At 69.7% G+C, this 15,284-nt stretch carries 15 protein-coding genes and 3 pseudogenes; 8 read left to right on the top strand and 10 right to left on the bottom strand.

Going from position 1 to position 15,284, the window contains the following annotated elements:
* Positions 1-67 precede the first annotated feature (67 nt).
* Both OG299_RS38955 and OG299_RS38950 read left to right on the top strand, forming a co-directional pair.
* Positions 68-1,207 (top strand): PucR-like N-terminal domain-containing protein, encoded by a 1,140-nt coding sequence (locus tag OG299_RS38955; RefSeq protein WP_327364214.1) that lies wholly within the window; start codon positions 68-70, stop codon positions 1,205-1,207.
* A gap of 654 nt (positions 1,208-1,861) precedes the next feature.
* Entirely contained in the window at positions 1,862-2,125 is a 264-nt protein-coding gene (locus tag OG299_RS38950; RefSeq protein WP_432762286.1) for a hemerythrin domain-containing protein, read from the top strand.
* Between the two features lie 218 nt (positions 2,126-2,343).
* Here the strand turns inward: OG299_RS38950 and OG299_RS38945 are convergent, their stop codons facing one another.
* Positions 2,344-3,543 (bottom strand): PP2C family protein-serine/threonine phosphatase, encoded by a 1,200-nt coding sequence (locus OG299_RS38945; protein WP_327364213.1) that lies wholly within the window; start codon positions 3,541-3,543, stop codon positions 2,344-2,346.
* Between the two features lie 505 nt (positions 3,544-4,048).
* Here OG299_RS38945 and OG299_RS38940 point away from each other — a divergent pair.
* Entirely contained in the window at positions 4,049-5,317 is a 1,269-nt protein-coding gene (locus OG299_RS38940; protein WP_327364212.1) for an ATP-binding protein, read from the top strand.
* On the opposite strand, the gene OG299_RS38935 is transcribed toward OG299_RS38940, so the two are convergent.
* From OG299_RS38935 to OG299_RS38920, 4 genes are all read right to left on the bottom strand, one after another.
* The gene (locus OG299_RS38935; RefSeq protein WP_327364211.1) at positions 5,314-5,586 is read right to left on the bottom strand and encodes a hypothetical protein; all 273 of its coding nucleotides are present in this window, start codon (positions 5,584-5,586) and stop codon (positions 5,314-5,316) included. The two genes, OG299_RS38940 and OG299_RS38935, sit on opposite strands and share 4 nt — an antisense overlap.
* A gap of 52 nt (positions 5,587-5,638) precedes the next feature.
* Positions 5,639-5,905, bottom strand: coding sequence for a hypothetical protein (locus OG299_RS38930; protein ID WP_327364210.1), 267 nt, complete (start codon positions 5,903-5,905; stop codon positions 5,639-5,641).
* A gap of 95 nt (positions 5,906-6,000) precedes the next feature.
* Positions 6,001-6,189, bottom strand: a complete 189-nt coding sequence (locus tag OG299_RS38925) for a hypothetical protein (protein ID WP_327364209.1) — start codon at positions 6,187-6,189, stop codon at positions 6,001-6,003.
* A gap of 5 nt (positions 6,190-6,194) precedes the next feature.
* Positions 6,195-6,770, bottom strand: a complete 576-nt coding sequence (locus OG299_RS38920; protein WP_327364208.1) for a DUF5994 family protein — start codon at positions 6,768-6,770, stop codon at positions 6,195-6,197.
* A 283-nt stretch (positions 6,771-7,053) separates the two neighbouring features.
* Between OG299_RS38920 and OG299_RS38915 the strand changes: the two are divergent.
* From OG299_RS38915 to OG299_RS38905, 3 genes and pseudogenes are all read left to right on the top strand, one after another.
* Positions 7,054-7,266 (top strand): annotated as a pseudogene (locus tag OG299_RS38915) (DUF5994 family protein); the annotation flags it as partial.
* Between the two features lie 322 nt (positions 7,267-7,588).
* On the top strand, positions 7,589-8,407 hold the full coding sequence (locus OG299_RS38910) for a TIGR01458 family HAD-type hydrolase (RefSeq protein WP_327364207.1): 819 nt from the start codon (positions 7,589-7,591) through the stop codon (positions 8,405-8,407).
* Positions 8,408-8,614: 207 nt separating this feature from the next.
* Positions 8,615-9,712, top strand: a complete 1,098-nt coding sequence (locus OG299_RS38905) for a baeRF2 domain-containing protein (protein ID WP_327364206.1) — start codon at positions 8,615-8,617, stop codon at positions 9,710-9,712.
* Positions 9,713-9,795: 83 nt separating this feature from the next.
* Here the strand turns inward: OG299_RS38905 and OG299_RS38900 are convergent, their stop codons facing one another.
* The 3 genes and pseudogenes from OG299_RS38900 to OG299_RS38890 all read right to left on the bottom strand — a co-directional run bounded on the left by OG299_RS38900 (position 9,796) and on the right by OG299_RS38890 (position 11,579).
* The gene (locus OG299_RS38900; protein ID WP_327364205.1) at positions 9,796-10,701 is read right to left on the bottom strand and encodes a YbhB/YbcL family Raf kinase inhibitor-like protein; all 906 of its coding nucleotides are present in this window, start codon (positions 10,699-10,701) and stop codon (positions 9,796-9,798) included.
* Positions 10,689-10,923, bottom strand: a pseudogene (locus OG299_RS38895) (helix-turn-helix domain-containing protein); the annotation flags it as partial. The gene OG299_RS38900 and the pseudogene OG299_RS38895, both read right to left, overlap by 13 nt.
* A gap of 167 nt (positions 10,924-11,090) precedes the next feature.
* On the bottom strand, positions 11,091-11,579 hold the full coding sequence (locus tag OG299_RS38890) for a hypothetical protein (RefSeq protein ID WP_327364204.1): 489 nt from the start codon (positions 11,577-11,579) through the stop codon (positions 11,091-11,093).
* 624 nt (positions 11,580-12,203) lie between these two features.
* Here OG299_RS38890 and OG299_RS38885 point away from each other — a divergent pair.
* Positions 12,204-13,027 (top strand): annotated as a pseudogene (locus OG299_RS38885) (transposase).
* Here the strand turns inward: OG299_RS38885 and OG299_RS38880 are convergent.
* Positions 13,004-13,861 carry an alpha/beta fold hydrolase gene (locus OG299_RS38880; protein ID WP_327364203.1) on the bottom strand — a complete coding sequence of 286 codons (858 nt, stop codon included), beginning with the start codon at positions 13,859-13,861 and terminating at the stop codon, positions 13,004-13,006. The pseudogene OG299_RS38885 and the gene OG299_RS38880 overlap by 24 nt on opposite strands.
* Before the next feature lie 101 nt (positions 13,862-13,962).
* Here OG299_RS38880 and OG299_RS38875 point away from each other — a divergent pair, with 101 nt between their 5' ends.
* Positions 13,963-14,373 carry a winged helix-turn-helix transcriptional regulator gene (locus OG299_RS38875; protein WP_327364202.1) on the top strand — a complete coding sequence of 137 codons (411 nt, stop codon included), beginning with the start codon at positions 13,963-13,965 and terminating at the stop codon, positions 14,371-14,373.
* A gap of 444 nt (positions 14,374-14,817) precedes the next feature.
* Here OG299_RS38875 and OG299_RS38870 read toward each other — a convergent pair whose 3' ends face one another.
* A complete protein-coding gene (locus OG299_RS38870) occupies positions 14,818-15,243 on the bottom strand; it encodes a MarR family winged helix-turn-helix transcriptional regulator (protein WP_327364201.1) in 426 nt (141 codons plus the stop codon).
* Positions 15,244-15,284: the final 41 nt, after the last annotated feature.

The raw sequence follows: 15,284 nt of genomic DNA, 5'->3' as shown, positions 1-15,284 counted from the left end.
TCAAGGGGTAAAGTCCTGACCGCAGGACGTAAATCTGGTCGACTGAATTGTTCGCAGGGAATAAATCATGAGCCATCCACTCCGGAGAGTCACGGAACTGGCCCTGGATGAGACGACGGTCGCCGCACTTCGGGCCGCGCTGAAAACCACCGCCGACGAGGTCGTCCAGGCGATCATCGACGAGGTCCCTCCCTACGCCAACGCCCTCTCGGGCCGCATGGGCGCCACCATCCGCCGAGCCGTCCGCACCGCTCTGGGGCACTACCTGGACCGCGCGAGCGGGACCGCCACGGGCGGCGACGCCGGTGACGCGGCCTACGAGCTGGGCCGCGGCGAGGTGCGCGACGGCCGTTCGATGGACGCCCTGCTCAGCGCCTACCGCGTCGGCGCCCGCGTGGCCTGGCGATGCCTGGCAGCGGGTGCCGTTCCCGCAGGTCTGCCCGCAGCCGAGGTCGCCAAGTTCGCCGAGCTGACCTTCGCCTACATCGACGAGCTCTCCGCCGCGAGCGCCGCTGGCCACGCCGACGAACTGGCCGCCCGGGGCCGGGACCACGAGCGCCACCTGGAACACCTGGCCCGCGACCTCCTCGCCGGCGCGAGCCCGGACGTGCTGCTGGCCTCTGTTCAGCGGGCCGGGTGGCAGCCTCCGGTATCACTGACCGCGGTCCTGCTGCCCGCCGCCCAGGCCCGGCCTGCCTACCGCGCGCTCGACCCGAGCACCCTCGTCCTCGACGATCTGCCGGACGCCACCGGTGTGCTGCTGGTCCCCGATGCCGACCGATCACATCTCTTGCGGCAGCTGACCGACCGCACCGCCGTGGTCGGCCCGGCCCGGCCATGGACTCGTGCGTCCGCCTCGTACGCACGAGCCGCACGCGCGCGCTCCCTCTCCTGCGATATCCGCGACACCGAGGACCACCTGCCCGAGCTGGTGCTGAGCGCCGACGTGGACGCGTTCGCAGACCTGCGTGCCCGAGCCCTCGCACCGTTGCGGACCCTGCCTGTCGCGACCGCACGACGGCTGGAGGAGACGTTGCGGGCGTGGCTGCTGCACCAGGGCAGGCGGGACGAGGTGGCGGCGGCGTTGTTCGTCCATCCCCAGACCGTCCGGTACCGGATGTCGCAGCTGCGGGAGCTGTTTCCGGATCTCGCATCGCCACACCGGGTCCTTGAACTGACGCTGGCAGTCGGTCTTCGGGTCAGCTGACGCGTACTTCGACCGTCCACAACCGCGTCCGCGAGCAGTCCAATATGGCCTGTGTATGCAATCCGACGCTTAGAATATGCGGTTTTGTGAACCTGCAAACATGTAGGGAATTGAGCTTCCAGGCACACGGAGTGCCGTCGACCAGCGGTTGTTGTGGCGCCTCCTAGCCACACCCCGGGGTCGCTGCGGCTCGGCATGGAGCAGCATTTCCGCCAATGCCGAGAGTGCCTCAGCGGGAGGTATCCCACGCCTCGGGCCCGGTACCACGCCATTCCACGACGTCGGGGTCGGTGAGGTACGTCCTCGGCGTTCTCCTGACCGGTGTCGGAGAGGAGGGCACGAACGTCGGTCGGTCGGTGCGCGGCCCCGATGGCGACGCCGTCGTAGCGGACCCTGCGCCAATCCTGCGCGTCGGTCGGGTAGACGATCAGCTTGGCGGAGATGCGCCCAGCCTCCTCACTGGCACCCGGCCGCACGCCCTGCCCCGGTAGGGCATGCCGGTGATGTGCTGACGCCGGTCGGCGTACGGCGTAGGCGCATCGCCTTTCCGAGCCAAAACCCCATCACGGGCGGGGCTCTCCCATCCACACCGGGTAAACGGGGTCAGGGCGCGGTCGGCCGCGCCGCCCGGTACGCCGATGTGAGGAGGAATCAGTGGACGGGATCGTGCTTCTCAAGGATGACCACAAGACGGTGGAAAAGCTGTTCAAGCAGTTCGAGAAGGCCGGCGACAACGAGCATGCCGACAAGCGGAAGATCGCCGACAAGGTGATCGAGGAACTCACCACGCACGCCTGGATCGAGGAGAAGATCTTCTACCTGGCCGCCCGTGAGGCCGCCCCCGACACCAAGGACCACGCCACGTCCTGGAAAGCGTCGAGGAGCACCACGTCGTGTTGTGGATGCTCTCCGAACTGAGGGACCTCGACCCGGCCGACGAGCGGTTCGACGCCAAGATGACCGTCCTCATCGAGAACGTACGCCACCATCCTAGGGAATCACCTGGCACTTGGACCCGTCTATGGCGCCTGACCAACAGCAACGACCGCCGACGGACTTCGTACCGGTTGCCTCCTCCCGCCTCTCGTTGACCGCTGTTCACCGTCCCTACTGGCACGTTGTGGCACGGCCCTCCGTCATCCGCGCCACTCGAGCAGGACGAGCGTCGCGTCGTCCGAGGTGGTTTCGCCGCGTGCCCGCTTGAGGGTGTGCGACAGGTCCCGAGCCATCGTGCGGATCCCGTGGTCAGCCTGCTCCAGCTGGTTCACCCAGTCGATCAGCTGCTCCTCGCCGAACTGTTCCTGCCCGCTTTCGTGTTCTTCGATCAGGCCGTCGGTGAAGCAGAGGACGCGGTCGCCCGGCTCCAGCGCCACCGCGCTGACCTGCGGCTGGGCCCCTCCGAAGCCGACGGGGAGGGTCGTGGGGCTGTCCAGACGGCGTACGACGCGGTGCGCGCGGATCAGCATCGGCGCGGGATGCCCCGCGTTGACCCACTGGAGGCGCCCCGTGTCCGTGTCCAGGCGCATCATCTGGGCGGTCACGAAGTGGTCCGGGTCGAACTGCTCGGCGACGGCCCGGTCCATGAAGAGGTAGATCTCGGACAGTTCGATGCTGATCCTGCGGGCGTGGCGGTACGCGCCGATGGCCACCGTGGCCATAGTGGCCGCGTCCAGGCCGTGCCCCATGGCGTCGACCATGGCGAGGTGCAGGACATCGCCGTTCAGGGCGTAGTCGAAGCTGTCCCCCGCCACGGCGTAGGCGGGCTCCAGGACTCCGGCGACCGCGACGCGCGGCAGCACCATCGACAGCGGTGGCAGCAGGGACCACTGGATCTCCGCGGCGACGCTCATCGGTTCGCTGCGGCGGGTCCGGAAGAAGAGGTCGGTGTAGCCGTTCTTGGTCTCCAGCAGGTCGGCCGCCAAGCCCGCGATCCTGCACAGTAGGCGGCGGGCGTCGTCGTCGATCACGTCCAGGGTGACCGCGAGGACCCCCACCTGGTCGCCGCCGTCCAGTAGGGGCAGGTGGACCCGTACGCCGTCGGGCGTCAGGACTTCGACGGGGCGTGACTCCAGGAAGCACCGGCCGGCTTCGGACCGGTCGATGGGCTGCGGGTCACCTGCGGCCACGCCGTCGACGGGCAGGGGGACCAGCTGTTGCTGCCCGTAGTCCTGGAGCAGGATCTGTGGTTCGCGGCCCCCCATCCGGGCCAGCGTCTCGGCGACGAGCGGGACGAGCATGTGCGGCGCCAGCTCGTGCGCCCGGTCCAGGAGCGCCCCGAGCAGTTCCTCCCCGAAGCTCTCCGAAAGGTCCGGGTCCCCGCGCCCTACGACGGTCATCCTGTTACCTCCAACCGGGCGGCGGGCCGGCGTCCGGCTGCACGGGCGGCGTGGCCTCCAGGATGCTCCCCCGCGATCGGGCACGCCACACGGCTTCCGCGCCCGGCGGCCTCCACGTTCCGGATTCCCCGGTGGGCCGAATCACGCAGGGCTTGCACGGTCGGGTCCCGTCGCCCGCCGGCGGGCCTGACCGGCTGCTACCAGGCATTTTCCTGCCCGCGGTGGTGAAGGGATTCGTCTGGTGACAAACCAGCCCCAGGTCGCTGACCTGGGGCTTCGTCATGGAGCGGACGACGACAACCGAGGCGGGGATCTGCCGCCGTGAGGCGTCGCTGTGCCCTCCAGTGCCGCCGGTCTGAAGGGGCCGTGCCAGCACGCTCCCCGGGCGGTCCGCGGCACCGGCGTTGCCGTGGAGGCCTTGGACCACACCGTTCGCCCGGTCGATGTGCGCGCCCCGCGCACATCGATCGATGATGGGAGTACGGCCGAACATGCGGAGCTGACCATGACGGGTTGGCGTGTCAGGGACTACACCCAGGATGATCTCGAAGCGGTGATCCGAGTCGACGCGGAGAGCGGCACGGCCGAAGAGCCACCTCTCTTTCCGCTCTCGGACGCCGTGGCGGCCCTCCAGGCTCTCCACCCTGCGGTGGTGGCCACCGCGGACGAGGTGGTGGTCGGCGCCGCGGTGAGCAGGGTGGAGGGTGACCGGGCGTGGATCCTGCGCATCAGCATGGCGTCTGCCTGGCGTCACCAGGGGCTGGGCAGCGACCTGATCACGGCTCTGGAGCACCGGCTGTTCGCCGGTGGTATCCGAACGGTGCACGCGGTCCTGCCCGACGGCGAGACCGGTGCCACCGCCCTGCACAACTGCGGCTTCGGCGCCCGTCCGGGCATGGTCTTCTTCGAGAAGCGCGGGCGAGTGACCCCTCAGGCGGTCAGCATGCTCGCGTCGCTGGGAGCGGAGCTGCCGCCCGGAGGACTGTGGCAGAAGGTCGCGGGCATGGAGAGGGAGAAGGAGCTCATCGAGCGGCGGCTCGTGCTGCCGCTGGCCCATCCCGAAATGGCCGCCCAGCACGGAGTGGAGCTGCCGCGGGCGGTGATGCTGTTCGGTCCGCCGGGGACCGGCAAGAGTACGTTCGCGCACGCGATCGCCAGCCGTCTGGGATGGCCGTTCCTCGAACTGTTCCCTGCCCGGCTGGCCGCCGAGGACGGTCTGGCCAGCGGGCTGAACCGGCGCTTCGACGAGATTGCCCGGCTCGACCACGTCCTGGTCTTCATCGACGAGGTCGAGGAGATTGCGGGGACCCGAAGCGGCGCGGACGCGACCGCGGTCGGCGTCGTCAACGAACTGCTCAAGGCGATCGTCCGGTTCCGGGGCCAGGACGGGCGGCTGCTCGTCTGCGCCACGAACGACGTGACCACGCTCGACTCCGCGTTCCTGCGGCACGGCCGTTTCGACTACGTGCTGCCGATCGGCCCGCCCGATGACCGCGCGAGGACCGCGCTGTGGCAGAGCTACCTGGCCCGAGCGGGCGCGGAGGCCGACAGCGCGGTGCTGGCGACCGCCAGCGAGGGGTTCACCCCTGCCGACATCGCCCATGTGGCGCGTACGGTCTCCCAAGTCCAGTTCGAGCGCACCTTCGACACCGGAACCCGGGCCCGCCCCACCACCGAGGACTACCTGGGAACCATCGGCGACACCAGGCCCACGGTCAGCGCCGCCATGGCTCAGGAGTTCGCCCACCAGACCGAGAAGTTCGCCCGCATCTAGGCCGTCTCTTCCTCCTCGGCCTCCATGCGCCGGATTCCCTCGTGGGTAAGGGTGACCATCGCGGGGGTGTTGCCGGGTTCCCAGTCGACGGTGATCAGGCCTTCGCCCGCGAGGTAGGTGCAGGCGGCGGCCAGGTCCTGTTCCGGTACGTGGAGGTCGCGCCGCAGCTGCGCCCCGGTGATACCGAGGAGGCGGTTGCCTTCGACGGCTTCGTACAGGACCCGGAGCACCTGATCGCGGTAGGTCTTGCGTTCGCGCAGCGTGGCCATGACCGCGTCCTTTCGTGCGTGTGCGGGTGGGCTCCGGGCCGGTCGGGGCTTCTCAGATCTCGTCGGAGTGGGCGATGGCGCCGACGGGGGACCGGCTGGCGGCCACCCATGAACGGGTTGGGTCGGCGGGTGTTGCCGTGTCCACGGTGAGGTGGAGGCGGGTGTTGCCGTCGAGGGCGGGGTAGCTGTGCTGTTCCGTGCCCTCGAACCAGTGGCGAAGCGCCTCCGCAACTGCTCGGGCGGCTTCGGGAGTGTGCGCGATGATCCGCACCTCGGCGTGCCCGAGCGATGGCGGTGCCTGGGTCTCGATGTACTTCACGTGGGCGTGGTTCCCTTCGGGGTGGGCGAGAGGCCGGCGGTTCGGGGCGCCGTGACGCCCCGACCGCTGCCCCCGGTCGGAGGAAGGTCCCTTCCTCACCGGTCGGCATCCGTGTGGTGGGCTCGACGACCGGTGTCGTCCGGCAGGCCGGGAGGCCTCGGCAGGGGGGTGCTGAAGCGGTAGGCCGTGATCCGCGCGTCGTGCTGGGCGTTGAGCAGGTGGATCCAGCGCATTCCGATGGCGATCGCGAGGATGATCACCGCGATGAGGACGATGGTCTCCACGGAGCTCACCGCCAGCCGTTTCCGGGCAGGGGGAGGGCGCTTCGGCCCATCGGGTTCCCGAAGGGGGACATGCAGGCCCCGCCTTCGCTCTCCCAGGTGGCTTCCCGGCGGCGGGCGTCGCGGATGCTGCGCCCGATGACGGTTTCGTTGGCGATCAGGACGCCTGCGGTCAGGACGCTGCCGGGGATCGCCGCGGCGGCCATCAGACGGGCTGCGGCGGCGGGTTCGGTCTCGGGCGGGATGACGAGGAGGTCCCAGCGGCCGACCGTGTAGGAGAGCAGGATCAGTTTGTCGGGGTCCTGTTCGGTGAACCAGCCCACGTGCAGCACGCGCCCGCCTACGGGAACCTTGCGCGGTACGACGGGCCAGCAGATGGGGTTCACGGTGACGCGGGTGACGCGGCCCCAGGGTTCGTCCAGGGCGGCGACGAGTGGTGGAAGCTCGGCTTCGAGGTCGCGGGAGTAGGGCCACCAGGCCCCGTCCAGCCGGCCGGCGAGCGTGGTCCTCGGGGCGAGGGACAAGCGAGCCGGGAACTCTGCGGCGAGGTCGCGGGGCGCGGTCCGGTCGAGGGTCGTGGTCATGGTGCGGACCTGCCCCCGGACTGCCCGTCGGCAGCCCGGTTTTTAGGCGATCGCCAGAAATGACACCCGCGTGAAAGCGGGTGCGCGAAGTACTCCCGGTGCTTTCACTGTACGCCTGTTCGGCGGGCTACGGCCGGTCTGACCAGGTCTTTTCCGGCGGGTGATGGAGTGGGCGACGGGAGTACCGTGAAGGGACGACAGGCCGCACGTCGCCCGATCGGCACCGGCACCGGTGCCGACCTGCGACGCAGTACGGCCGCGCCCCGTGGACGGGCTGACCCGCATGGCTGACTCCGACATCCCCCACACATCCCCACTGCTCCTGCCGGATGCGATCCACCGGGCGATCAAACCGGGTACGGCTCTGCTGCGGCTGGAGACCACGCGGTCCCGGGAGGGGCTCCTGGACGGCGCGTGGTGGCCGCGCACCCGCGACATCGAAACCGAGCTGCCCGCGCTGATCAGCGTGTTGACCGGGCATCTCGGAACGAGTACGCCTTCGTCAGGGCTCCGGGTCGTATCCGACGGCTGGAGAGATCACCTCAGTCCGAGGCCGGCCGGACGAGTTCCACGGCGACCGCACCGGGCTGCTCGAGGACCCCTTCGGCCACCGCTGGAACATTGGATGAACTGCGAGCCGCGCCGGAGCTCACGCTTTCGAGCCGGAGACCGGCGTTCTGAAGGCCTGGGCTCCGCGGAGGGACTGGCGCGGCCCGGCCGGCACGGCCCGCACGATCAAGATCCGGTCCGTTCCCGGACCGCCCCACCGCCCGGAGACCGTCCCGCCGTCGCGGAGTCCCTGGGCTACCGTCGGCTCCATGGAGCGAATCCGAGCGGTCCTGATCGACATCGACGGCGTCCTCACCGTCTCCTGGAAGGCCCTGCCCGGAACGGTCGCGGCCATGGAGCGGCTGCGTGCGGTCGGCCTCCGGCTCGCGCTGGTCACGAACAACACCTCCCGCACCCGCGCCGCCATCGCCACGCGCCTGGCAGGCCTGGGCTTCCCCGTCGGTGCAGAAGACATCCTGACCGCTCCGGCCGCCACGGCGGCGTACCTGCGCGAGCACTGCCCCGGCGCCCGCTGCCTCCTGCTGAACAGCGGCGACGTACGGGACGACCTGCCGGGAGTCATCCTCGTCGACGAGGGGGACGCGGACGTGGTCGTGCTCGGCGGCGCGGGCCCCGAATTCGGCTACGAGGCCCTCAACCACGTCTTCCGGCAACTGCAGCGCGGAGCCCGGCTGGTGTCCATGCACCGCAATCTGTACTGGCGTACCGAGGGCGGCCTCGACCTGGACACCGGGGCCTTCCTCGAGGGACTCGAGAAGGCCTCGCGCACCGAGGCGGAGGTGACGGGCAAACCGGCGCCCGCGTTCTTCGCGAGCGCCCTCGCCCACCTGGGCGCCGACGCGTCCGAAGCGCTGATGGTCGGCGACGACATCGAGTCGGACGTGCTGGCCGCCCAGCGGTTCGGCGTCGCCGGCGTCCTGGTGAGGACAGGCAAGTACCTCCCCGAGACGCACCGGGCCGCCTCCGGGACCCCGGACCACGTCCTCGACTCCTTCGCCGAGCTGCCCGCCCTTCTCGCCTCCAGTTCCGGTTCCGGTTCCGGTTCCGGGAGCAGCCCCGGGATCTAGCCATTGTCAGTCCCCGTGACCTCTGGGCGCGGCGCCCCCGGCCCCCACGCTCGCGGTCGGGTGTTCGACGCCTGCTCGACCGGTGAGCACGTCTGCTCCGGGAACGGCCCGCTTCGAAATCCCGATGCCGGTCTTCGCCTGCCCCGCCCCCGCGCGCATCATCGGAAGGGGGGACACCTGGGAGCGGCCTGGGGATGGTGATGAAAAATGAGGCTGTCGTTCCTGGAACCCCTGTACACGGAGTCCGGCCCGTTCGCCTCGGTGTACCTGGACACCTCGCGGGATGTGGAGCAGCCCGACCGGGCCGTCGCCCTGCGCTGGCGCCGGCTACGTGAGGACCTGACCCGGCAGGGTGCGGACCGGGCGCTGCTCGGCGTACTGGAGGAGGCGGTGGGCACGGACGCGGAGGTGCCCGGGATGCACGGGCAGGCGATCTTCGCGGCCAACGGCTCGCTCGTCATGGACGGGGAGCTGCCCCGGCCGCCCGCGCACGACTCGGCCCGCTACAGCACCCTGCCCGACGCGATGCCGCTGGTCACCCAGCATCTGCCGGAGATTCCCTACCTGGCGGTGGTGGTGCACTACGGCGGGCTGCCGACGGCCGAGACGCACGGCTTGGTCAGGGTGGAGGCGGAGTCCGGCACCTGGCCGGCCTCCACCGTGACCCCGGGTGAGCGGCTGCACCACGAGGTGGCGGTGGCCACCTGGCACGACAGCGCCGTCCGGCTGGGTCACCGGCTGGATGCCTGGGCACGGCGCACCCACGCCGATGCCGTGGTCGTCGCCGGGGACGAGTGGGCGGGCAACGTCCTGGTCCGTCGACTGCCGCATGCCCTGCGCGGCAAGGTCGTACGGGTCGGGGGCTCCACCCCGACGGACACCGGACGGGCCCTGCTGGAGCCGCAGCTCGGCAGCGTCTTCCGCGGCCGGATGGCCGAGCACGACCGCGACCTGGTGAACATCTTCATCGGCCGCCGGGCCCTGGGCGGGCCCGTGACGGAGGGGCTGGAGCCCACCGTCGCCGCCCTGCAGCGCGGCCAGGTCTCGGCGCTGCTGCTGAACCGCCCGCCCGCCGCCTCGCTGCGGCTGTGGACCGGTCCGCGGCCCACCCAGCTCGCCCTGGCCGAGGAGGAGCTGGTCTCCTTCGGGGTACGGGCGACCCGCGAGGAACCCGCCGACGAGGCATTGGTGCGGGCCCTCGTCGGCACCGCCGCCGAACTGGTCGTCGTACCGGAGGACGAGCTGGGGCTGGACGAGGGCGTCGGGGCGCTGCTGCGGTACGCCGACCCCGGGACACCGGTCTGACGCCCGCCTGAAGCGCCGCCAGACGGTCGTCTCGGCCCGTTCGTCCGCCTCTACGCTGCCCACGGCTACGCCGAGGGCAGCTCCTAGAGCCGCTGGTACGTGCCCACCAGGGTGCCGCTCGCGAGCTCCTTGCCCTGCACGGCGCCGTGCACGGCGTCCGCGCTGGGCCGGTCGTGCAGCCGGACCGGCTCCGACAGCGCGTACAGACGGAAGAAGTAGCGGTGCGGCCCGTGCCCGGGCGGCGGCATCGGCCCGCCCCAGCCCGGCCGCCCGAACCCGTTCGGCCATGACCGCCCGCCGTGCGGCTCCTGCCCCTCCTCCACCCCGCCGGTCCACGGATCGATGCCCGTGACCAGCCAGTGCAGGAAGGTGGGTCCCGGCGCGTCCGGGTCCTCGCACATGAGCAGCAGCTCCGCCGTGCCCGCGGGCGCGGCCGTCCAGGTCAGGGGCGGTGAGACGTCCTCCCCCTCGCCGCTGTACCTGCGGGGGATCTCGGCGTGGTCGGCGAAGACGGCGCTGGTCAGCTGAATTCGGGTCACGGCCGCCGTCCTCCCCGCCCCCGACCCTCCACGTACCGCTCCGGGCCCGGAATCCACCCGCCCGGCCCAGGTGTGGCGGGCGGAGGAGCGGGCGATGGCGCCGTTCGTGCAAGCCTTCCAGACGAAGACGTCGGGCCGGTCGATCCGGGGCAAGAGTGCGAACAAGTCCCCGTTACCCACGTCCGCGAAGAAGAGCAGCGCATCGAACGGCATGTACAAGGTGGCGAGCTCGGCATCCGCGCGAAGGGTCTGGTTCTCGGAGGTGATCCGCTCGGCAGACCAGATGAGCCCGTCGCCGTACTCGCCCTCGATGCCGTTGCTCTCCCGGAGGAGGGCTGCGAGCTCTGCCGGCAGTGCCGAGAACCGTAGCGCAGTGGGCCAGCGACTGCTCCGATGCAGGGGGCTGAAAGAGCGCTGTCCCGGGCAGGGCCGATACAAGGGTTGAGGCATGCGAGCCCGATCTCGTTGAAGCGGTGGATCACGTCGCGGACAGTGCCCTCGTCCGCCTGGACGAGACGCGCGATCAGCGGGACCGTGCTGCCGTCCGCCGAGGCCAGCAGCATCATCGCCCGCCTGGAACCGCACCGAACTTGTGCTGCCCCGCCTCACGATCTGCTGCAGCTTCTGCCCCTCCTGCTCGGTCAGCCCGCGAACCCTGACCGGTAACGCCATGCCCGCCTACCCATGCCAGTCGAAGTCGTCACATCCGACCAGCACAACGAGCAACCCGGCAAGGTCGCGTGCCGGTCCGGCACCGGTATCCCCGTCGTCCCCCTGTGGGTTGCACACCGCCACCGTACGGTCCCGACCGCCCGGGGCGCGGGACCGTACGGAGTGAGTCAGGGCTTCGGAATAGCGGTGGGGAGGCCCGTGGGGAGCTTGCCCGGCTCGCTCTTCTGGTAGGTCTCGGTGCCGACTTCCTGCCAGGTGACCTTCAGTTCGGACGCGCCCACGGAGGCGACCTGGCCCTTCGCGTGCAGTGCGCCCGCCGGGCACTTGAGGTCGAAGGACTTGCCGTCGGTGGTGCCCTGGCAGGTCAGGCCGGTGGCGCCCTCGACGACCACGGCGGTCTTGCCCTTGACGGTCAGGACAACGGGCTTCGACGGGTTCGCCATCGAGATCCAGCCGCCCTCCACACTGCCGCCCTTGGCGTCAACACCGGCACCGGAGCTGGACGCGGCCGGCGGACTGCTCGGCATCGCGGCCGGCTTCGGGTCCTTCGAGGCGGCGGCCTTGTCGCTACCGGAGTCACTCCCGCAGGCCGTGAGGGCCAGGGCGGCCGCGATGCAGGCGGTGGCGATGAGGCCGTGGCGCAGATTCTTGTGCACGAGAAGTCCCCCAGTGGAGCGCGAATTGATCGAAAGAGTGTGCCAAATTACCAGGAAGGGAGACACGGACGACGGCGTCGGCGTCACCGGTTCGTCACAGGTACCAGGCGCAGTCGTCCAGGACGCCGCCGCCGATGGGAGCCAGCCGTGGGCGCGGTCGGCCACCCGCCGTGGAGAGCCTCGGGCCGGCAGCACCGACGATCACCCTTGCGGGCCGTACTTGTTCGACCCAGGCCCCGTGGGACGGAGCGCACTCTGAAGGTGCACAGCTGCCGGTCGTACCGGCCTCCGTCAGGTGGCCCGCACAAGGGCGTCACCCGTAAGCGTGTCGGTGTACAGGCCGAGGGCGCGCAGCCGTTCCCTCGCGGCAGCAGTCGGCTACGGCCGGTGCAACCTCGTACCAGGCGTCTTCGATCACGACGTAAGGTCGGGGCCAGCGGATCCAACAGATGCACGTCCCCGTCAGCGACGGGTGGTACCTCGTCGCCAGTTGGGATCCGGGGCTGTCCGGCACTGTCTTAGAGGTTGCGCGGATAGGCACGGTGGAGGACCTCGGCTGTGGAACAGGCTCAGAGGTCACAGCGATCACGGAGTTGCGACGCTCTGTGATGACTGGGGAGACCTGTGCCCACGCTGCCATCATGGCTGAGCGCACCGCTTTAAGGACCAATTCGCGGCCCTGCTGCCCGAGCGGCTGGTGTACCAACCGGACCATCCACTCGGCCGTCACCGCCGGCGCATCGGCGACCGGATCATCTTCGACAAGTTGCTGCAACTGCCGCGCTTCGGCTGTTCTTACGAGGCGATCGCCGACACAACCTGCTCGGCCACGACGATCCACAGCCGACGTGACGAGTGGATACGACCGGGCGTTTTGCCCCGCGTAAGCAGCTCGCATTGGAGTCCTACGACCGGATCGTCGGCCTCGTCCTCAACCGGATCGCCGTCGACGGGGCCATCACCAAGTGAAGCGCTCGGGCATGACGGATGGATACGGCATTCCGCTGGAACGTGTCCTGGCCGGCGCCAACCGTCACTACTCTCCGCTGCTCGCCCCGACTCTGGACCGTCTGGAGAGCCTCGGCCCGTTGCCCGACACCATCACCGTGCACCTCGACGCCGGCTACGACTCGGACACCACTCGCGCTCTGCTCAGCGAACGCGGTCTGTATGGACACATCGCACACAAGGGCGAGAAGGCGCCCATTCAGGCCAGTCGGCGTTGGCACGTCGAACGCACTCACGCGTGGCGGAACGCCTTTTGCCGTCTCGCCCGGTGCTACGAGCGTCGCGTCACTGTCATTGATGACTTCTTCGACCTCGCCGACACAGTCATCACCGTGCGCAGCCTGATCCGGCGGTCCTGGACAACTCACCGCTGGGACGCCCGAACCGCCGACCGTGATCCTTCGGCCCCGCTCCTGTCACTTAGGCAGATCGGCGGATAGGAAGGGAGCAAGGAGCGCGAACAATGCGTCGGGGCGGTCGAGGGGGATGATGTGGCCGCAGTCCTGGAGATGGTGTCCGACCAGGTCATCGGCGATGGGACGGAGTTGGCGTTCGAGCCCGGTGCCGACGGGGTGAGAGCCGACGGCCATGGTGGGCATGGTCAGCCGAGCCGTCGCGACGGCGTCCTGGATCTGCTGCGCACTGGTGGACAGGGCCCGGTAATAGGAGAACGCGCAGCGAAGGGCCTCGCTCCCGGTGTACGCGTGAACGAATGCCGCACGGACGTCGTTGGGTACTCCTCGCCCGAGCGTCCCCGAGTCGAGGAACCAGTCGATGTACGGGGCCTCGTTGCCGGCCAGGACGGTCTCAGCGAGGCCGGGGACTGCGTGGAAGCCGAACCACCACGGGGCGCCGCCCGCGACGACGTGTTCGACTCCGGACAGGCGGCCGAGCAGTGCCTCCATCACGACCAGGCGCCGGACGAGGCCGGGCCGGCGCAGCGCGAGCAGGACGGCGGGGGCGGTGCCCGCGTCGATGCCGACTACCGCTGCCGAGGGCTCGCCGAGTGCGTCGAGCAGCCCTTCGGCGTCGGCGGCTAGGGTGCCTGCGTCGTAACCCTCGACGGCACGTGCACTGGCACCGAAGCCTCGCATGTCCGGGGCGATGACCCGGTACCGTCCAGCCAGTCGGCCCATGATGCCGCTCCAGAGTTGCCAGGTGTGCGGGAAGCCGTGCAGCAGGAGAACTGCGGGTCCGTCCCCGGCGATTGCGACGTTCAGTTGGACGCCGTTCGTCGCGATGCGGCGCAGTTGGTGTGCGGTGGGGACGGGCATGGCGGCTCCTCCGACTGGTTACCATTGGTGACCACAGAAACGATAGGTAACTGTCCGACCGCTTCCTAGACGGCACTTTCAGGGAAGGTGGTGAGCCACAGGTGACCACCCGAGGAGCCCGGGCCGCCGGTCGTGGGGTACGCGGCGATCTGTTCGATCCCCACTGCCCGACGCGGCAGTTGCTGGACCGCATCGGTACGAAGTGGACGTCCATGGCCGTCAAGACGCTCGCCGATGCCGCACCGGACGAGGTGCGCTTCGCAGAGCTGAGACGCCGGATGCCCGGCGTCTCGCAGAAGATGCTGTCCGTGACGCTGCGAAGCCTGACCCGCGACGGGCTGGTGTCGCGTCGGGTCGAACCGACCGTGCCGCCGCGGGTCTTCTACCGACTGACCGGACTCGGGCTGTCCCTGGAAGCCGCACTTGCGGGACTGCGGTCCTGGGCGGAGGAGCACATGGCCGAGATCGACCGCGCCAACGAAGCCATGGACCAGGAGGTCGATGAGGGATAGGCAGGCCGGTTCCGCGCTCAGTACTGGTTGGCTTGGGTACTCGATGTAGCCGGCGTCGCCGCCCTGCCACCACGTAGGAGATGGAGGGGATGTCGTCGGCGCGATGTCTGGTGACGAAGGAGCTGGTGAAGGACGACAGGGAGATGGTGGTCGAGGGCGGCATCTCCCGGTTCTGCCCTGAGCACTCCAAGATCCTGAAGTCGCCGTCGAGGGGCACTATCTGCCGGTGCCTCTTAATCGCAGGCCCCCGACCGACCCTCATACACCGGACACCGTCCGACAACGCCGCAGCCCTGGCCTTCAGGTGGCGGTGCGCGGCAAGCGCGAAGTCTCGCGGTGGCCGACGATCTTTGCCGAACTCATCCGTGCGCGACCAGCATGGGCATCCCGGACCCGGCAACTTCACAACGCGCAGTGCTCGATGACCACATGACAGCCCCTTGGCTACTTGCCATTCAAGTGTGTGGTCAGGCGTGATAGCAGAGGCAGCGCCGCCTCAAGTGTCTTTCGCTCATCGGAATTGAGGACATCGTTGATCGCGGTACCGAGCCAGTCAGCACGCCTTCGGCGCTCCTCGGCCAGACGGCCGCTTCCCGTCTGCGTGAGGTGGAGCAACAGCTTGCGCCCGTCACTGGGGTGCGCCTCGGCGCGCACAAGGCCCTGAGCCAGGAGTTCTTTGACCGCCTTGGCAGCCGACTGGTGACTGACTCCCCGCTGTTGTGCGATGTCGGCGGTGGTCAGCGGGCCGCTGCGGTCCAGGTAACCCAGAACGGCAGCCTCGCCGGCCGGCATCTTGTCGGCAGTGCGCACAGTGCGTACGAGCTGTCCGATGGTCAGGCGAAGTTCTTCGGCCAGCCGATTCTCGTCCATGGCCCAAGCCTACCCATACCCATCAACCAAACTGTACACCT

Source organism: Streptomyces sp. NBC_01296, assembly GCF_035984415.1.
Lineage (GTDB): Bacteria > Actinomycetota > Actinomycetes > Streptomycetales > Streptomycetaceae > Streptomyces.
This window is presented reverse-complemented; position numbering and strand designations above follow the sequence as displayed.

Coding starts and splice junctions, on each gene's coding strand:
- OG299_RS38955 (WP_327364214.1), top strand. CDS start 68: ATGAGCCATCCACTCCGGAGAGTCACGGAACTGGCCCTGGATGAGACG.
- OG299_RS38945 (WP_327364213.1), bottom strand. CDS start 3,543: ATGACCGTCGTAGGGCGCGGGGACCCGGACCTTTCGGAGAGCTTCGGG.
- OG299_RS38940 (WP_327364212.1), top strand. CDS start 4,049: ATGACGGGTTGGCGTGTCAGGGACTACACCCAGGATGATCTCGAAGCG.
- OG299_RS38935 (WP_327364211.1), bottom strand. CDS start 5,586: ATGGCCACGCTGCGCGAACGCAAGACCTACCGCGATCAGGTGCTCCGG.
- OG299_RS38920 (WP_327364208.1), bottom strand. CDS start 6,770: ATGACCACGACCCTCGACCGGACCGCGCCCCGCGACCTCGCCGCAGAG.
- OG299_RS38910 (WP_327364207.1), top strand. CDS start 7,589: ATGGAGCGAATCCGAGCGGTCCTGATCGACATCGACGGCGTCCTCACC.
- OG299_RS38905 (WP_327364206.1), top strand. CDS start 8,615: ATGAGGCTGTCGTTCCTGGAACCCCTGTACACGGAGTCCGGCCCGTTC.
- OG299_RS38900 (WP_327364205.1), bottom strand. CDS start 10,701: ATGCCTCAACCCTTGTATCGGCCCTGCCCGGGACAGCGCTCTTTCAGC.
- OG299_RS38880 (WP_327364203.1), bottom strand. CDS start 13,861: ATGCCCGTCCCCACCGCACACCAACTGCGCCGCATCGCGACGAACGGC.
- OG299_RS38870 (WP_327364201.1), bottom strand. CDS start 15,243: ATGGACGAGAATCGGCTGGCCGAAGAACTTCGCCTGACCATCGGACAG.